General features: G+C 68.6%; 16 protein-coding genes and 1 tRNA gene. 15 read left to right on the forward strand and 2 right to left on the reverse strand.

Annotation, left to right across the window (positions count from 1 at the left end; all coding sequences use genetic code 11):
- Positions 1–23: 23 nt before the first annotated feature.
- A complete protein-coding gene (locus tag AC3EO4_RS53285; RefSeq protein WP_431904118.1) occupies positions 24–1,226 on the reverse strand; it encodes a pyridoxal phosphate-dependent aminotransferase in 1,203 nt (400 codons plus the stop codon).
- A 163-nt stretch (positions 1,227–1,389) separates the two neighbouring features.
- Here AC3EO4_RS53285 and AC3EO4_RS53290 point away from each other — a divergent pair.
- The 11 genes from AC3EO4_RS53290 (at position 1,390) to AC3EO4_RS53340 (ending at position 9,576) form a co-directional block, all read left to right on the forward strand.
- Positions 1,390–1,462, forward strand: a tRNA-Trp gene (locus AC3EO4_RS53290).
- Positions 1,463–1,538: 76 nt separating this feature from the next.
- Positions 1,539–1,787 (forward strand): preprotein translocase subunit SecE, encoded by a 249-nt coding sequence (gene secE / locus AC3EO4_RS53295; RefSeq protein ID WP_183650941.1) that lies wholly within the window; start codon positions 1,539–1,541, stop codon positions 1,785–1,787.
- A 51-nt stretch (positions 1,788–1,838) separates the two neighbouring features.
- The gene (gene nusG / locus AC3EO4_RS53300) at positions 1,839–2,618 is read left to right on the forward strand and encodes a transcription termination/antitermination protein NusG (protein ID WP_379573056.1); all 780 of its coding nucleotides are present in this window, start codon (positions 1,839–1,841) and stop codon (positions 2,616–2,618) included.
- A 184-nt stretch (positions 2,619–2,802) separates the two neighbouring features.
- Positions 2,803–3,234 (forward strand): 50S ribosomal protein L11, encoded by a 432-nt coding sequence (rplK, locus tag AC3EO4_RS53305; protein ID WP_327087736.1) that lies wholly within the window; start codon positions 2,803–2,805, stop codon positions 3,232–3,234.
- A gap of 72 nt (positions 3,235–3,306) precedes the next feature.
- A complete protein-coding gene (gene rplA, locus AC3EO4_RS53310) occupies positions 3,307–4,026 on the forward strand; it encodes a 50S ribosomal protein L1 (RefSeq protein ID WP_431904123.1) in 720 nt (239 codons plus the stop codon).
- Positions 4,027–4,604: 578 nt separating this feature from the next.
- Positions 4,605–5,432: an SCO4651 family lipoprotein gene (locus AC3EO4_RS53315; protein ID WP_431904126.1), complete on the forward strand. Its 828-nt coding sequence runs from the start codon at positions 4,605–4,607 to the stop codon at positions 5,430–5,432.
- A 248-nt stretch (positions 5,433–5,680) separates the two neighbouring features.
- Positions 5,681–6,205, forward strand: coding sequence for a 50S ribosomal protein L10 (gene rplJ, locus AC3EO4_RS53320; protein ID WP_354913849.1), 525 nt, complete (start codon positions 5,681–5,683; stop codon positions 6,203–6,205).
- Between the two features lie 71 nt (positions 6,206–6,276).
- Positions 6,277–6,663 carry a 50S ribosomal protein L7/L12 gene (gene rplL / locus AC3EO4_RS53325; RefSeq protein WP_379573053.1) on the forward strand — a complete coding sequence of 129 codons (387 nt, stop codon included), beginning with the start codon at positions 6,277–6,279 and terminating at the stop codon, positions 6,661–6,663.
- A 575-nt stretch (positions 6,664–7,238) separates the two neighbouring features.
- The gene (locus AC3EO4_RS53330; RefSeq protein WP_431904129.1) at positions 7,239–7,769 is read left to right on the forward strand and encodes a glycosyltransferase family 39 protein; all 531 of its coding nucleotides are present in this window, start codon (positions 7,239–7,241) and stop codon (positions 7,767–7,769) included.
- 30 nt (positions 7,770–7,799) lie between these two features.
- Entirely contained in the window at positions 7,800–8,291 is a 492-nt protein-coding gene (locus AC3EO4_RS53335; RefSeq protein ID WP_431904132.1) for a hypothetical protein, read from the forward strand.
- A gap of 646 nt (positions 8,292–8,937) precedes the next feature.
- Positions 8,938–9,576, forward strand: a complete 639-nt coding sequence (locus AC3EO4_RS53340; protein WP_431904134.1) for a mannosyltransferase YkcB-related protein — start codon at positions 8,938–8,940, stop codon at positions 9,574–9,576.
- On the opposite strand, the gene AC3EO4_RS53345 is transcribed toward AC3EO4_RS53340, so the two are convergent.
- Complete coding sequence (locus AC3EO4_RS53345; RefSeq protein WP_431904136.1) at positions 9,509–9,907, reverse strand: nuclear transport factor 2 family protein; 399 nt, start codon at positions 9,905–9,907, stop codon at positions 9,509–9,511. The genes AC3EO4_RS53340 and AC3EO4_RS53345 overlap by 68 nt on opposite strands.
- 57 nt (positions 9,908–9,964) lie before the next feature.
- Between AC3EO4_RS53345 and AC3EO4_RS53350 the strand changes: the two genes are divergently transcribed.
- The 4 genes from AC3EO4_RS53350 (at position 9,965) to AC3EO4_RS53365 (ending at position 13,369) form a co-directional block, all read left to right on the forward strand.
- A complete protein-coding gene (locus AC3EO4_RS53350; RefSeq protein WP_431904138.1) occupies positions 9,965–10,492 on the forward strand; it encodes a TetR/AcrR family transcriptional regulator in 528 nt (175 codons plus the stop codon).
- A 116-nt stretch (positions 10,493–10,608) separates the two neighbouring features.
- Entirely contained in the window at positions 10,609–11,610 is a 1,002-nt protein-coding gene (locus AC3EO4_RS53355; RefSeq protein ID WP_379573047.1) for an ABC transporter ATP-binding protein, read from the forward strand.
- 749 nt (positions 11,611–12,359) lie between these two features.
- Entirely contained in the window at positions 12,360–12,875 is a 516-nt protein-coding gene (locus AC3EO4_RS53360) for a hypothetical protein (protein ID WP_431904141.1), read from the forward strand.
- Entirely contained in the window at positions 12,872–13,369 is a 498-nt protein-coding gene (locus tag AC3EO4_RS53365; protein WP_431904143.1) for a hypothetical protein, read from the forward strand. Before AC3EO4_RS53360 ends, AC3EO4_RS53365 begins: the two co-directional genes overlap by 4 nt.
- The last annotated feature ends 353 nt before the right edge of the window (positions 13,370–13,722 follow it).

A 13,722-nucleotide genomic window follows, 5' to 3' on the forward strand; every position in this document is an offset into this window, starting at 1 on the left:
GGACGGGCCGCCCCTCCCGTGACTCAGCTCGCCTCGGCCAGCAGCTTCTGCAGGCGGCTGACGCCCTCGACCAGGTCGTCGTCACCCAGCGCGTAGGACAGGCGGAAGTAGCCAGGAGTGCCGAAAGCCTCGCCGGGGACGACGGCGACCTCCGCCTCCTCCAGGATCAGCTCGGCCAGCTCGGCGGACGTCTGCGGGCGCCTGCCCCTGATCTCCTTGCCGAGCAGCGCCTTGACCGACGGGTAGACGTAGAAGGCGCCCAGAGGCTCGGGGCAGAGCACGCCGGGGATGTCGTTGAGCATCCTCACCATGGTCTTGCGCCGCCGGTCGAACGCCTCGCGCATCTCGGCCACCGCCGACAGGTCGCCGGACACGGCGGCCAGCGCGGCGATCTGCGAGACGTTGGCGACGTTGGAGGTGGCGTGGGACTGCAGGTTCGTCGCGGCCTTCACCACGTCGGGCGGGCCGATCAGCCAGCCGACCCGCCAGCCCGTCATCGCGTAGGTCTTGGCGACGCCGTTCAGGATGACGACCTTGTCGCCGAGCTCGGGGACTGCAGTGGCGATGCTGGTGAACTCGGTGTCGCCGTACACGAGGTGCTCGTAGATCTCGTCGGTGACGACCCACAGGTCGTGCTCGGCCGCCCAGCGGCCGATGGCCTCCACCTGCTCGCGCGAGTAGACCGCGCCGGTCGGGTTGGACGGCGAGACGAACAGCAGCACCTTCGTCCGCTCGGTGCGTGCCGCCTCCAGCTGCTCGACCGTGGCCAGATAGCCGCTCGTCTCGTCGGTGACGACGTCGACCTGCACGCCGCCGGCCAGCTTGATCGCCTCCGGGTAGGTGGTCCAGTACGGCGCGACGACCAGCACCTCGTCACCCGGGTCGAGGAGCGTGGCGAACGCCTGGTAGACGGCCTGCTTGCCGCCGTTGGTCACCAGGACTCTCGAGGCGTCGACCTCGTAGCCGGAGTCGCGCAGGGTCTTGGCGGCGATCGCCTGCCTCAGCTCGGGCAGGCCCCCTGCCGGCGTGTACTTGTGGAACCGCGGATCGCGCGCCGCCTCGATCGCCGCGTCGACGATGTAGCCGGGCGTGGGGAAGTCGGGCTCGCCCGCGCCGAAGCCGATGACCGGGCGGCCTGCCGCCTTCATGGCCTTCGCCTTGGCGTCGACGGCCAGCGTGGCGGACTCTGAGATCGCGGAAACGCGTGCGGAGATGCGGCTGGACATGACGACCATCGTAGTGCGGGCAGAAGGCCGCTACCTGGGCGATCGTGTCTGGTTCGACGTAGCGGTCATTCCCCCGTACACTTTCGCATGGTCCTGCCGCCGCATGTCGATGTGGCGATCGGTCCGGGCAGGCAGTCAATCGTTGTAGTGTGGTTGACGACATAGGGCAATGGCGCAATTGGTAGCGCTCCGGTCTCCAAAACCGGCGGTTGGGGGTTCGAGTCCCTCTTGCCCTGCTGAGTGCGGTCCGCGCAGCAAGGCGTGCAAGCGCGCCGCGCAACTGCGTTGGATACGACAGATCAGGTGAGGACTGTGGCGATCGACACGCACAGCGAGACCGCAGGCAAGCCGAGCGGTGAGAAGAAGCAGAAGCGCACTTCACCCGCCCTTTTCTATCGGCAGGTCGTCAACGAGCTGCGCAAGGTCATCTGGCCGACGCGTAAGGATCTCATCACCTACACCACGGTCGTTCTGGTATTCGTTCTGATCATGGTTGCGATCGTGTCGGGGCTTGACGCCCTGTTCACGGAGGGCGTCCTGCGGATCTTCGGCGGCAGCTGACCCGACGCCTGACAGGGCACCATTCGATTCGACGAAAGAGGAAAAGTCACCGTGTCCGAGACTTCAGACACCCCTCGCGAGGAGTGGGACGACGACGTCTCCGCTGAGGAGGCCATCGACGAGGTCGAGGAGACCGAGTTCGATGAGGCCGAGGACGCCGACGACGACGAGGTCGAGGAGACCGAGGAGTCCGAAGAGGCTCCGGTGACCGTCGACGAGGCGGCCGAGGTCGAGGAAGACGTCGATCCTGTCGAGGAGTTCAAGCGCTCGCTGCGCGGCCAGCTCGGCGAGTGGTACGTCATCCACTCCTACGCCGGCTACGAGAACCGCGTGAAGTCCAACATCGAGAGCCGCAACGTGTCGCTCAACATGGAGGACTACATCTTCCAGGTCGAGGTGCCCACGCACACCGTCCAGGAGTTCAAGAGCGGCAAGAAGGTCCCGGTCAAGGAGCGTGTGCTGCCCGGCTACGTGCTCGTGCGCATGGACCTCACCGACGAGTCCTGGGCCGCCGTGCGCAACACGCCCGGCGTGACCGGCTTCGTCGGCCTGTCCAACAAGCCGAGCCCGCTCAGCCTCGACGAGGTCGCCAAGCTGCTGGCGCCCGAGCCGACGGAGGAGGCCAAGAAGGCCACCGCCAAGACCGCCACGGGCCCCACGGTCGAGTTCGAGATCGGCGAGTCGGTCACCGTCATGGACGGCCCGTTCGCCACGCTGCCCGCCTCGGTCAGCGAGATCAGCCCCGAGTCGCAGAAGCTCAAGGTGCTGGTATCGATCTTCGGTCGCGAGACCCCCGTCGAGCTGTCGTTCAACCAGGTCTCTAAGATCTGACAGGCTCGCATACACTTGACGAGGAACGCGTGACCCCGGCTGTGCGCTAGCCGCCGGAGATCCGTCACACGTTTTCCGTCGACATGACGTTCGGCAGGCCGTCCCTCGCGAAGGGCGGCCTTCCGACATGTCCGCCCGCACCCGCGAGCGGACGGCACCACGATCAGGACCCGGAGAAGGACACATGCCTCCGAAGAAGAAGATCGCGGCACTGGTCAAGGTCCAGCTTCCCGCTGGCCAGGCCACGCCCGCCCCGCCGGTCGGTACCGCCCTCGGTCCGCACGGCGTCAACATCATGGACTTCGTGAAGCAGTACAACGCTGCCACCGAAGCCCAGCGGGGCAACATCATCCCCGTTGAGATCACCATTTTCGAGGACCGCAGCTTCACCTTCATCACGAAGACGCCCCCGGCGCCTGAGCTGATCAAGAAGGCGCTCGGCCTCGACAAGGGCTCTGCGGTCCCCCACAAGGACAAGGTCGGCAAGCTGAGCCGCGAGCAGCTGCGCAGCATCGCCGAGACCAAGATGCCCGACCTCAACGCCAACGACATCGAGGCCGCCGAGAAGATCATCGCCGGCACCGCCCGGTCGATGGGCATCACCGTCGCTGAGTAAGACCGTCCTGTTCCACCCGTGGGAGGGCCACGCGCTGGCCCGCGACCACAGACTCCACCAAGGAGACCCGAAGTGAAGCGCAGCAAGGCGCACAAGAACGCGTCGGCCCAGGTCGACCGCGAGAAGCTCTACAGCCCCGCCGAGGCCGCGAAGCTGGCCAAGGCCACCACCACCACCAAGTTCGACGCCACCGTTGAGGTGGCGCTGCGGCTGGGTGTCGACCCTCGCAAGGCCGACCAGATCGTGCGCGGCACGGTCAACCTCCCGCACGGCACCGGTAAGACCGCCCGGGTCCTGGTCTTCGCGACCGGTGACCGTGCCGAGGCTGCCCGCGAGGCCGGCGCCGACATCGTCGGAGCCGACGAGCTGATCGACGACATCGCCAAGGGCAACCGCCTGAACGAGTTCGACGCCGTCGTCGCCACCCCCGACCTGATGGGCAAGGTCGGCCGCCTGGGCCGCGTCCTCGGCCCGCGTGGTCTGATGCCGAACCCGAAGACTGGCACCGTGACGCCGGACGTGGCCAAGGCCGTGACCGACATCAAGGGCGGAAAGATCGAGTTCCGTACCGACCGTCAGGCGAACCTCCACTTCATCATCGGCAAGACGTCGTTCGATGACCGCCAGCTCATCGAGAACTACGCCGCCGCCCTTGACGAGGTGCTGCGTCTCAAGCCGTCCGCGGCCAAGGGGCGCTACCTGAAGAAGGTCACCTTCTCCACCACGATGGGCCCCGGCGTCCCGGTCGACCCCAACCTGACTCGCGCGCTGACCGCCGAGCTCGAGGGCTGATCCCTTCCACGCCCGTGAAGGCCCCCGCAGGACTCCTGCGGGGGCCTTCCGCGTTCCCCCGGGGGCTCTTTCATCCTCTCGGGGATTCTTCCTCCTGCCGGGGTCTTTCGTCCTGTCGGGATTCCTTGTCCCGCCGGGGTCTTTGTTGTCCCGCCGGGGTCTTTCGTTCTGCCGGGACTCTTCGTTCTTTACGGCATGCCGGGTCGGGCGCCTCCGTGGTCCCGTGGTGGCCGTCCGTCCAGGGGACGCTTCTCGTGACCCGCCGCTTCCCGCCGCAACGGACGACCGGACGTTCCGTGACGGCGGCCGGCCACGTGCGCTCGGTGAGGCGTATCCCTGGACAGACGCCGGCCACGTGCCGAGGGTGGCGCTTGGTGGGGGCTTGCCGTACAGGCTGGTCGTTTTGAGCGGAGTGGCGCGGATCCTCGTGAGCGGGCAGGCAGGGATCGCCCGAGATCACGTACCTGGCTCAGGCGCCGGATCGCCTGGAAACACGGGGCTCAGGGATGACCCTGGAGTTTCCCTGAGTTGGTCCAGGGAAGCCGAAAAGCGTGAATCGGAGACGTAGTGTCGAAAGCATGCTGAAGCGCAGGATTACTCTCGCCGTCGCCGCGACGGGCGCCGCCGCCCTCGTCGCGGTCGCGGGTTGTGGATCGACCGGATCGACCGCGTCAGGTGCGGTGCCCATTCAGGCCAAGCTGGCCGCCGCCGAGGTCCTGGAGCAGGCCGCGCAGAAGACGCAGGAAGTCACCAGCTACACCGTCGACGGCGTGGTCGACGTGACCCATCCGCAGGAGGGTACCGGCAAGGTTCAGGGGCGCATGGTCTACCAGAGCAAGCCGCAGCTTGCCGCCGACCTGACGCTCGACACCGCCAACTTCGGCGGGCAGAGCCTTCCGGGCGGCGCGCGCGCCGTTCTGCAGGGCGACAACGTCTATGTGAAGGTCGAGACGCTGAACAAGGTGCTGGGCGCCACCAAGCCGTGGATCAAGATCCCGGTGAGCGAGGGAGGCGCGGAGTCCAAGCAGTTCCTCGACCAGGTCCAGCGGTTCGACCTGGCGAACGTCACCAAGCTCGTCACCGCCTCGCAGAACGTCAAGCAGGTCGGCACCGAGAGCATGAGCGGTGTCGACACCACCCACTACGGCGGCACGTTCCCGGTGGACACGGCCGTGGCACAGCTGCCCGCCGAGGAGCAGGCACAGGCCAAGGAGCACCTCGCCGAGCTCCAGAACGTCACCTTCGACATCTGGGTCGGCTCGGACGGACTGCCGCGCAAGCTCACCATGTCCGGTGAGGAGAAGGGCGGGAAGTTCAACGCCAACCTGTTCTTCAAGGGCTTCAACGAGCCGGTCTCCATCGCCGCGCCGCCCGCCGACCAGGTGGGTGACCTTCCCAGGAACTGATCCCGGCAGGGGGCGATTTGGCATCTTGACGGATCGCCCCCTATTCTGATGCTTGCCAAAGACCGCCGGTCGTCGCTGGGTGCCTCAAGGCCCGGTGACCGAAGGATCCACACAGCGTGGACGACCCGCGTAGGTGAGATGCGAAGTTCTTCCGTGTGATCTTCACATGGATGGAGCCCCGTGCGCCTGCGCCGGGGCTTGTTTCATGTTCAGAGGCCTTCGCCGGCGGCACATCTGGAAGGAGGCCCATGGCGAGGGCGGATAAGGCGACAGCGGTTGCCGAGCTCAAGAGCGAGTTCGAGGGCAGCAGCGCCGCCGTTCTGACCGAGTACCGCGGTCTCACCGTCGCACAGCTCAAGGAGCTGCGTAAGTCGCTCGGTGGGAACGCGAAGTTCGCCGTGGCGAAGAACACCCTGACCAAGATCGCGGCCAACGAGGCCGGCGTGACGGGTCTCGACTCGCTGCTGGTCGGCCCGACGGCCGTCGCCTTCGTGACGGGCGACGTGGTCGAGGCCGCCAAGGGTCTGCGTGACTTCGCCAAGGCCAATCCCCTTCTGGTGATCAAGGGCGGCTTCATGGAGGGCAAGGCCCTCGATGCTGCCGAGATCACCAAGCTCGCTGACCTCGAGTCCCGCGAGGTTCTCCTCGCGAAGCTGGCCGGCGCGATGAAGGCGAAGCAGTCCGCTGCTGCCGCCGTGTTCGCCGCGCTGCCCACCAACATGGCTCAGCTGGCCGACGCCCTTCGCGCCAAGCGCGCGGAGGCGGGCGAGTAAGACCGGGGATTGCCGCAACTTCACCGCGGTCCCGTAACACCATTTAGCAAGATCCATACGGAGGAAACATCATGGCGAAGCTCAGCACCGACGAGCTGCTCGACGCGTTCAAGGAGATGACCCTCCTCGAGCTTTCCGAGTTCGTGAAGCTGTTCGAGGAGACCTTCGACGTCAAGGCTGCCGCCCCGGTCGCCGTTGCCGCCGCTGCCGCCCCGGCCGCCGCCGCTGAGGAGGCCGCGGAGCAGGACGAGTTCGACGTCATCCTCGAGGCCGCCGGCGACAAGAAGATCCAGGTCATCAAGGAGATCCGCGCGCTGACCTCCCTCGGCCTGAAGGAGGCCAAGGACCTGGTCGACGGCGCTCCGAAGCCGGTCTTCGACGGCAAGGTCAACAAGGAGCAGGCGGAGAAGGCCAAGGCTGCCCTCGAGGGCGCCGGCGCCACCGTCACCGTCAAGTAAGACGGCGCGTCTTTTCAGAAAGAGCGGAACACACCCTGGTGCCGGGTGGGTTCCGCTCTTTTTGTTTTCCCGGTGCCTTTCCGGGAGTCGCCGACCTGCCGTTCGCGCCGACCAGCCGTTCGCCGGGCCGCCGTTTGTCGGACCGCCGTTAGCCAGACTCCCGATTCGTCGGACTGCCGTTAGCCAGACTCCTGTTCGGCGGGCCGTCGTTCGCGCAGACCTGCCATTCGCCGGGCCGCCGTTTGTCGGACTGCCGTTCGCCGGACTCCTGTTCGGTGGGCCGCCGTTCGCGCCGACCTACCGTTCGCCGGCCGTCGGGCCGCAGTGTCCGGGCCGCAGGACCCGCCGGTCCCTCCGGGGCCGGTCGCGAGAATCGCCCGCTGCCGCCCGCCGCCTGCTGTCCGCCGCGTGCCCAGCCTGCCGCTCGCCGCCCGCCTGGCCTGCCGCTTGCCCTCTGCCTCCCGAGGCTGCCGCCTGCTCCTGTCTCCCGCGTCCGCCTCTCGCGCCTGCCGCCTGCGCCTGCCGTCTGCCGTCTGCCGTCTGCCGAGCTTGCCGTCTGCGCCCATCTCCTGCGTTTGCTTCGCGCGTCTTCCGCCTGCACCGTCGGGCGCTGCGCCGTCGGGCGCTGCGCCGTCGGGCGCTGCGCCGTCGGGCGCTGCGCCGTCGGGCACTGCGCCGCATGCGCCGCCTGCGTGGTGCGGGCGCAGGAGCGGGCCTCGACGCGGTGGCTGGTGCTGGCGGGAGTGTGCGTCGGGTTCGGGTTTCTGGCGAAGATGATGCAGGCGTTCGTGGTGCTGCCAGGGTTCGCGCTGGTGTATTTGGTGGCGGCGCCTGCCTTGTTCGGGCGGCGGCTGTGGCAGTTGGTTCTGGCGGGCGGCGCGATGCTGGTGGCGGCGGGCTGGTGGCCGGTGGCGGTCGCGCTGGTGCCGGCGAGCGAACGGCCCTACATCGGGGGTTCGCAGGGCAACAGCGTGCTGGAGCTCGCGTTGGGCTACAACGGCATCGGGCGGTTGAACGGTGACGACTACGGCGGCCTCGGCAACCTCAACGAGCAGGCCGGGTGGCTGCGGCTGTTCGACACCGAAGCGGGAGGGCAGATCGCCTGACTGCTGCTCGCGGCGCTGATACTGCTGGCGGTGGGCCTCTGGACGCAGCGACGCACCCGCGCGATCACGGACACAGGCGCGGCTCATGCGGATGCCGGCAGGGCGGGCAGGACGGGCAGGGGTAGGGCGTATGCGGGAACGAGTTCCGACGCGGCGTGGGCGGCGTTCGCGCTGTGGGGGAGCTGGCTGCTGGTCACCGGGCTGATCTTCAGCCTGATGCAGGGCATCTTCCACGCGTACTACACGGTGGCCCTTGCTCCGGCGATCGCCGCTCTGGTGGGCATGGGGACGGCGGTGCTGTGGTCTTATCGGCGATCGTTGTGGGCGGCTGGAACTCTGGCGCTGACGGTGGCCGTGACGGCGGTGTGGTCGTGGGTGCTGCTGTCACGCAGCTCGGAGTGGAACGCGTGGCTCGGACCGGTCGTTCTGGTGGCCGGTGGCCGCTGCCGCCGCGCTTGTGGTTGCGACGCGGTCGGGTGGTGGAGCCGTCAGCGGTGTGGGGCGGTTGCCGGGCGCGCCTGAGGAGGCCGACCCCGACACGCGGTCGCCATGCACGTCCCCGAGTCCCGCTGTTCGTGAACAAGTGTCGAGCGCGTCCTCGGAGGCTGTCGCCGGCGGATGGGTGCCGGGCACGTTCCCGGAGGCTGTCGCTCACGAATGGATGCTGGGCACGTTCTCGGAGACCGCGGCTCACGAATGGGTTCAGGGAGCGTCCTCGGAGGCTGTCGCTCACGAACGGGTGCTGGGGATGTTCTCGGGGACCGTCGCTCGTGAACGGGTTCAGGGAGCGTCCATGGAGGACGATCCTCGGGAGACGACACCGGCAGGGCGCGCTACGGGACCGACCCTAGGCGCGTCCGAGGGGAGCGGCGCTGAAGGGCGGACTCGGGCCGAGCTCGACGCGGGACGGGTTCTTGGCGTGTCCTCGGGGAGCGGTGCTGTCGAGGCGGCCCGGTCAGGGGGCGCCGCAGGGCGGGTGTGGGGCAGGGTTATAGGGGTGGCCGCGGCGGCGGCCGTGGTGGCGTGCCTGGCCGGGCCCGTGGCGTATGCCGTGGACACGGCGGGTTCGGCGCACTCGGGTGCGATCCCCACCGCGGGCCCCTCAACGGGTGGCTTCGGCGGCGGGCCCGGTCGTCCTGGCGGTCCTGACGGGGGAGCGTGGGGTCGCATGGGCGCTACCCGCGGTTCGTCGAACGGTGCCCCCGGCGGGCAGGACGGTGACCAGAACGGCGGCCGTGGCGGCTGGCCAGGCAGCGGCCAGGACGGTGGCCCGGGTGGCGGGCAGGGAGACGGGGCGGACGGCGGGCCAGGTAATGGACTGGATGGTGGGCCGAGCGCCGGCCAGGTCGACGGGCAGGACGGCGGAGTGACCGGTGGGCGGGGCGGAGGCGGCGGGCTGTTGAACGCGGCGACCCCCAGCGCCGAGGTCACCGCGCTGCTCAAGGCCGGTGCGGCGCCGTACACCTGGGTCGCCGCCACGGTCGGCTCGAACAACGCGGCGGGCTTCCAGCTCGCCACAGAGCTCCCCGTGATGGCCGTGGGCGGGTTCAACGGCACCGATCCCGCGCCCACCCTCGCCCAGTTCCAGGACCACGTCGAGAGCGGGAAGATCCACTACTTCACCGGCGGCGGCATGGCGATGGGCCGCAGGGCGGGAGCCGCGGCGGGCGGCAGCGACGAGGCCGCCAGGATCGCCGCCTGGGTGCAGGAGAACTTCACCGCGAGAACGGTCGGCGGCGTCACTCTGTATGACCTGACCGCAGGCTGGCCACGGCCGTGGCGTCCATGTAATCGCGGGTGTGGATGATCTTCCCTTCGCGTACACGCAGTACGAGCAGCCCCGGGACGGTGTACGGCCGGCCGTACACCGTGACGGCGGTCTCGTGTTCGACCACGAGCACCTCGGGGTCGGTGCTCTGGTGGATGACGACGTTGCGGATCTCCGCGACGGAGGCCGGCGTGGCGCCCCACGAGGCCTTGTATCCGGCTCGGATCTCCTCCCTGCCGTTGTAGCGCTCGACCATGCCCGGCATCAGGAAGGGGAACTCGTGGACGCCGTCCTCGGCGTAGAGGTCGGCGAGCTCGTCGGCCGACTTGTGGAGCATGGCCTCATGGAAACGCGTGACGATCGCTGTCATGCGGCCCAACTTACTCAACAACCGTTGAGTGAACAAGGGGAGAAGTAGAGTGACCGCGTGACTCCGACGCGCGCCGAACGCAGGGCAAGGACCGAGCAGAGGATCCTCGAAGCGGCCCGGGCCTCGTTCGCCGAGAAGGGTTTCGAACGCACCACGATCAGGGCCGTCGCCACCGCGGCGGGCGTCGACCCCGCCCTGGTCATGCAGCACTTCGGCAGCAAGCAGGGCCTGTTCGAGCGGGCCGTCCACGTCGAGCCCGAGGACGCGGGGCGGCTGGTCGACGACCTGCTCGGATCCCTGGGGGTCAAGCTGGGCGAGCTGCCCCAGAGCTCGCTGGCGACGATGCGTTCGATGCTCACCCACCCGGAGGCCGCCGCGTCCGCCCGCGCGACTTTCAGCAGGCAGATCGAGCAGATCAGTGCGGCGATCGAAGGGCGCGACGCCAGGCTCAAGGCCGCGCTCATCACCCTGATCCTGCTGGGCGTCACCATCGGCCACCAGCTCCTCGACCTCGACGAATTGCGCGACGTCCCCGCCGAAGAGGTGGCGAGGCTGTTGCGTCCCGCCCTCCACGCGCTGACATAACCGCCCAGTAACAATCCCGTCGAATTATTGGAATGGATTCCAATTCGCGGGAAGCTCCGTTACGGCCGTAAGTAATGTGTTCGTCTCGTTACCACCAGCCAAGTGGAGGGTGACCTGTGGGCGTCGAGGTCGTGGTCGACGGGCTGACCAAGTCGTTCGGTCGGCAGGTCATCTGGGAGGACGTCTCGCTGACCCTCCCCGCGGGCGAGATCTCCGTCCTGCTCGGGCCCTCGGGCACCGGCAAGTCGGTCTTCCTCAAAACCCTCGTCGGCCTGCTGCGGCCCGAGCGCGGCCACATCTGGATCGACGGCTACGACCTGGCCAACTGCAGCGAGAACAAGCTCTACGAGCTGCGCCGCCTGTTCGGGGTGCTCTTCCAGGACGGCGCGCTCTTCGGGTCGCTGAGCCTCTACGACAACATCGCCTTCCCGCTGCGCGAGCACACCAGGAAGAACGAGTCACAGATCCGCCAGATCGTCATGGAGAAGATGGAGCTGGTCGGCCTCGTCGGAGCTGAGGGCAAGCTGCCGGGCGAGATCTCCGGTGGTATGCGCAAGCGCGCCGGGCTGGCCAGGGCCCTGGTACTCGACCCCGAGATCATCCTGTTCGACGAGCCGGACTCGGGCCTCGACCCGGTCCGTACCGCCTATCTCAACCAGCTCATCGTCGACCTCAACGCCGAGATCGAGGCGACCTTCCTCATCGTCACCCACGACATCAACACCGCGCGCACGGTCCCCGACGACATCGGGCTGCTGTTTCGGCGCGAGCTGGTGATGTTCGGCCCGAGGGAGATGTTGCTGTCCAGCGACGAGCCTGTGGTCAGGCAGTTCCTCAACGCCCGCAGGCACGGCCCGATCGGCATGTCGGAGGAGAAGGACATTTCCGAGCTGGAGGCCGAGGCACAGCTGGGCCACGACCCCGGCGCGCTGCCGCCGATCCCGCCGCAGCTGATGCCCAGCGGGAACGGCATCCGCCGCACCCAGAAGCCGCCGGGTTCGTGGCTGGCGGCCAACGGGGTGATCCCGCCGCAGGGCTCCTTCGTGGACGAGCGTGGCCGGAACTGGCTGGAGGAGTACCCCAGGCTCATCAACGCCCACATGAACGGCGTGCACTGACCCGCCACCACGCCCACGCTCCGCGGCCCGGATCCATCACGCTCCACAAGATCTGGCTCATCGCGCGGGAAGTTGCCCGCGGCCGCGCGCTGAGAGGCAGAAGTCCCCCGTACGGCCCGCAGCCCGAAGCCGCCCCTCCCTCGACGAGACCACCCGCACGCCGCCGAGCCGCACTCGGGACGGGCTGCCGGCCGGGCCGTCCGCCGGGCGACGATCTCCGCCGTCGTCACAGATCCCGGCCCCGCCGTACGGTGCCCAGGAAGCAGTCCCGACAGGGGACGGACGGGACGCTCACCTGCCTCGACCCGCCCGGCATGACGGACACTCGCGGATGGCGCGCTCGCCGATCTCCGACATCTGCCGGCCCGCCTCGGCGCCGCGGCGGGCGTGGTTCGTGACCTCGGCGCCGCGCCGACCCTCGTCATGAGCCGGGGCAGGCGCGGTCGCCGTCGGAGGACTGGTGGCGGGTGACGTCCCGACCTGTGGTGGCGGCTGTTCAGAGGTGACGTCCCGACCTGTGGCGGCGGCTGTTCAGGGGTGCCAGCCGTTCAGGGGGCCGGCTGTTCAGGGGTGCCAGCCGTTCAGGGGGCCGGCTGTTCAGAGATGCCGGCCGTTCGGGGGTTCGGCCGTCCGGGAGCCGGGCGGCGGGATTCCGGAAGGCGGCGGGACGGCGGACAGGGGCACGCCACACCTGCCCACCCGAGCATTCCGGGCCTGGAGGAATGGGGCGAGCGTTATGATCCCGCGATATGGCAGGCACTGCTGACTCCTCCCGGTCGGTGACCGTGGTGCGCAGGCTGACCATCGCGCTGGCGGCGGTCCTTGTGCTGGTGGCGGGGGTCGCCTTCTGGTTGAGCGCGCAGCTGCGCGACGAGGAGGCCGCGGCCGCCGACCGCCGGGCGGCGATCGACGCGGCCGCGGCGCATGCGCTCAACCTGCTTTCGCTCAACTACAAGAGCGCCGACGCCAGCATCGCCAGGATCCTCGCGACCTCGACGGGGCCCGCGTATGCCGAGTACCACGCGGGGGCGCCCAAGTTGAGGGAGACCACGATCGCCAACAAGGTCGTGCAGACGGGGGCGGTGCGCGCCTCGGGGATGGTCTCGATGGCCGGCGACACCGCCAAGGTGCTGGTCGTCGCCGACTCCACGATCAACTGGGAGGGTACGGGCACGCCCCGGCAGGACCGCTATTACCGGTGGTCGATGGACCTGTCCAAGGTCGGCGGGCGCTGGCTCGTGGCGAAAGCGGAGCAGGTGCTGTGAGGGTCGCGCTGGCGGCGGTGCTGGCCGTGGCCGTGGCCTTCCTCGGCTGGACGTCGCTGCGGATGGGAGGGGAGCTGGAGCACCTGCGCGGCGGGCGGGCGGCGGGGGAGCAGGCGATGGTCGCGGCCAGGGCGCTGGCGCCCGACCTGCTGTCCTACAACTACCGGACGATCGAGGACGACCTGAACAGGGCGCAGGCGCTGACCACCGGCGAGCTGACCCGCCGCTACCAGGAGTTGCGCAGATCGCTCGTGCCCAGGGCGATCGAGCAGCGGACCGTCCAGGAGGTCTCGGTCGCCGGGGCCGCGGTGCAGGACGCCACGCCTGACAGGGTGTCCGTCCTGCTGTTCGTGAACATGGGGACGACCAAGCAGGCGCAGGGGGACGCCGAGCCGCGCCAGCAGGTGATCCAGAACCGGGTTAGATTCGTCATGGTGAAGGATGGCTCGCGGTGGCTGGTGGGCGACCTGTCCACCCTCGTGGGCAGCAGTTGATGCCGGGCATGTCCCGACATTCAATTGTTATCAAAATCCAGGTTTAGCGCGTCTTTGAGAATGGGTAGAACCGTCACGGTTCCACCGATCGTCAGCATGGGTTCAGACCACGGTGTGACAGAGCGTTAGCGGCCCCGGCTCGCGGGTATCGTCTTGGGGCCTAGTGCTAGCCATCTGTCGCCAGGGGGAGAAATCCCAGCGTCCAGGCTTTGAGTTGGCCGAAAGTCCGGCTCGCGGGCTTGACGTTTCCGCTCGGACGGGCGATGCTGCGGACAACGTGGAGCATGCAGCGAGAGCGAAGTGGACAGGCGTGTGCCGTTCGGCTACACTGCCCCTTTGCGCTGCCCTTTGAC

The sequence above is a fragment of the Nonomuraea sp. bgisy101 genome, assembly GCF_057708945.1.

Excerpts from the sequence above, each read along its gene's own strand:
- AC3EO4_RS53360 (WP_431904141.1), top strand. The coding sequence starts at position 12,360 with ATGGCAGGCACTGCTGACTCCTCCCGGTCGGTGACCGTGGTGCGCAGG.
- AC3EO4_RS53340 (WP_431904134.1), top strand. The coding sequence starts at position 8,938 with ATGGGCGCTACCCGCGGTTCGTCGAACGGTGCCCCCGGCGGGCAGGAC.
- AC3EO4_RS53315 (WP_431904126.1), top strand. The coding sequence starts at position 4,605 with ATGCTGAAGCGCAGGATTACTCTCGCCGTCGCCGCGACGGGCGCCGCC.
- AC3EO4_RS53345 (WP_431904136.1), bottom strand. The coding sequence starts at position 9,907 with ATGACAGCGATCGTCACGCGTTTCCATGAGGCCATGCTCCACAAGTCG.
- rplK (WP_327087736.1), top strand. The coding sequence starts at position 2,803 with ATGCCTCCGAAGAAGAAGATCGCGGCACTGGTCAAGGTCCAGCTTCCC.
- rplJ (WP_354913849.1), top strand. The coding sequence starts at position 5,681 with ATGGCGAGGGCGGATAAGGCGACAGCGGTTGCCGAGCTCAAGAGCGAG.
- rplL (WP_379573053.1), top strand. The coding sequence starts at position 6,277 with ATGGCGAAGCTCAGCACCGACGAGCTGCTCGACGCGTTCAAGGAGATG.
- AC3EO4_RS53285 (WP_431904118.1), bottom strand. The coding sequence starts at position 1,226 with ATGTCCAGCCGCATCTCCGCACGCGTTTCCGCGATCTCAGAGTCCGCC.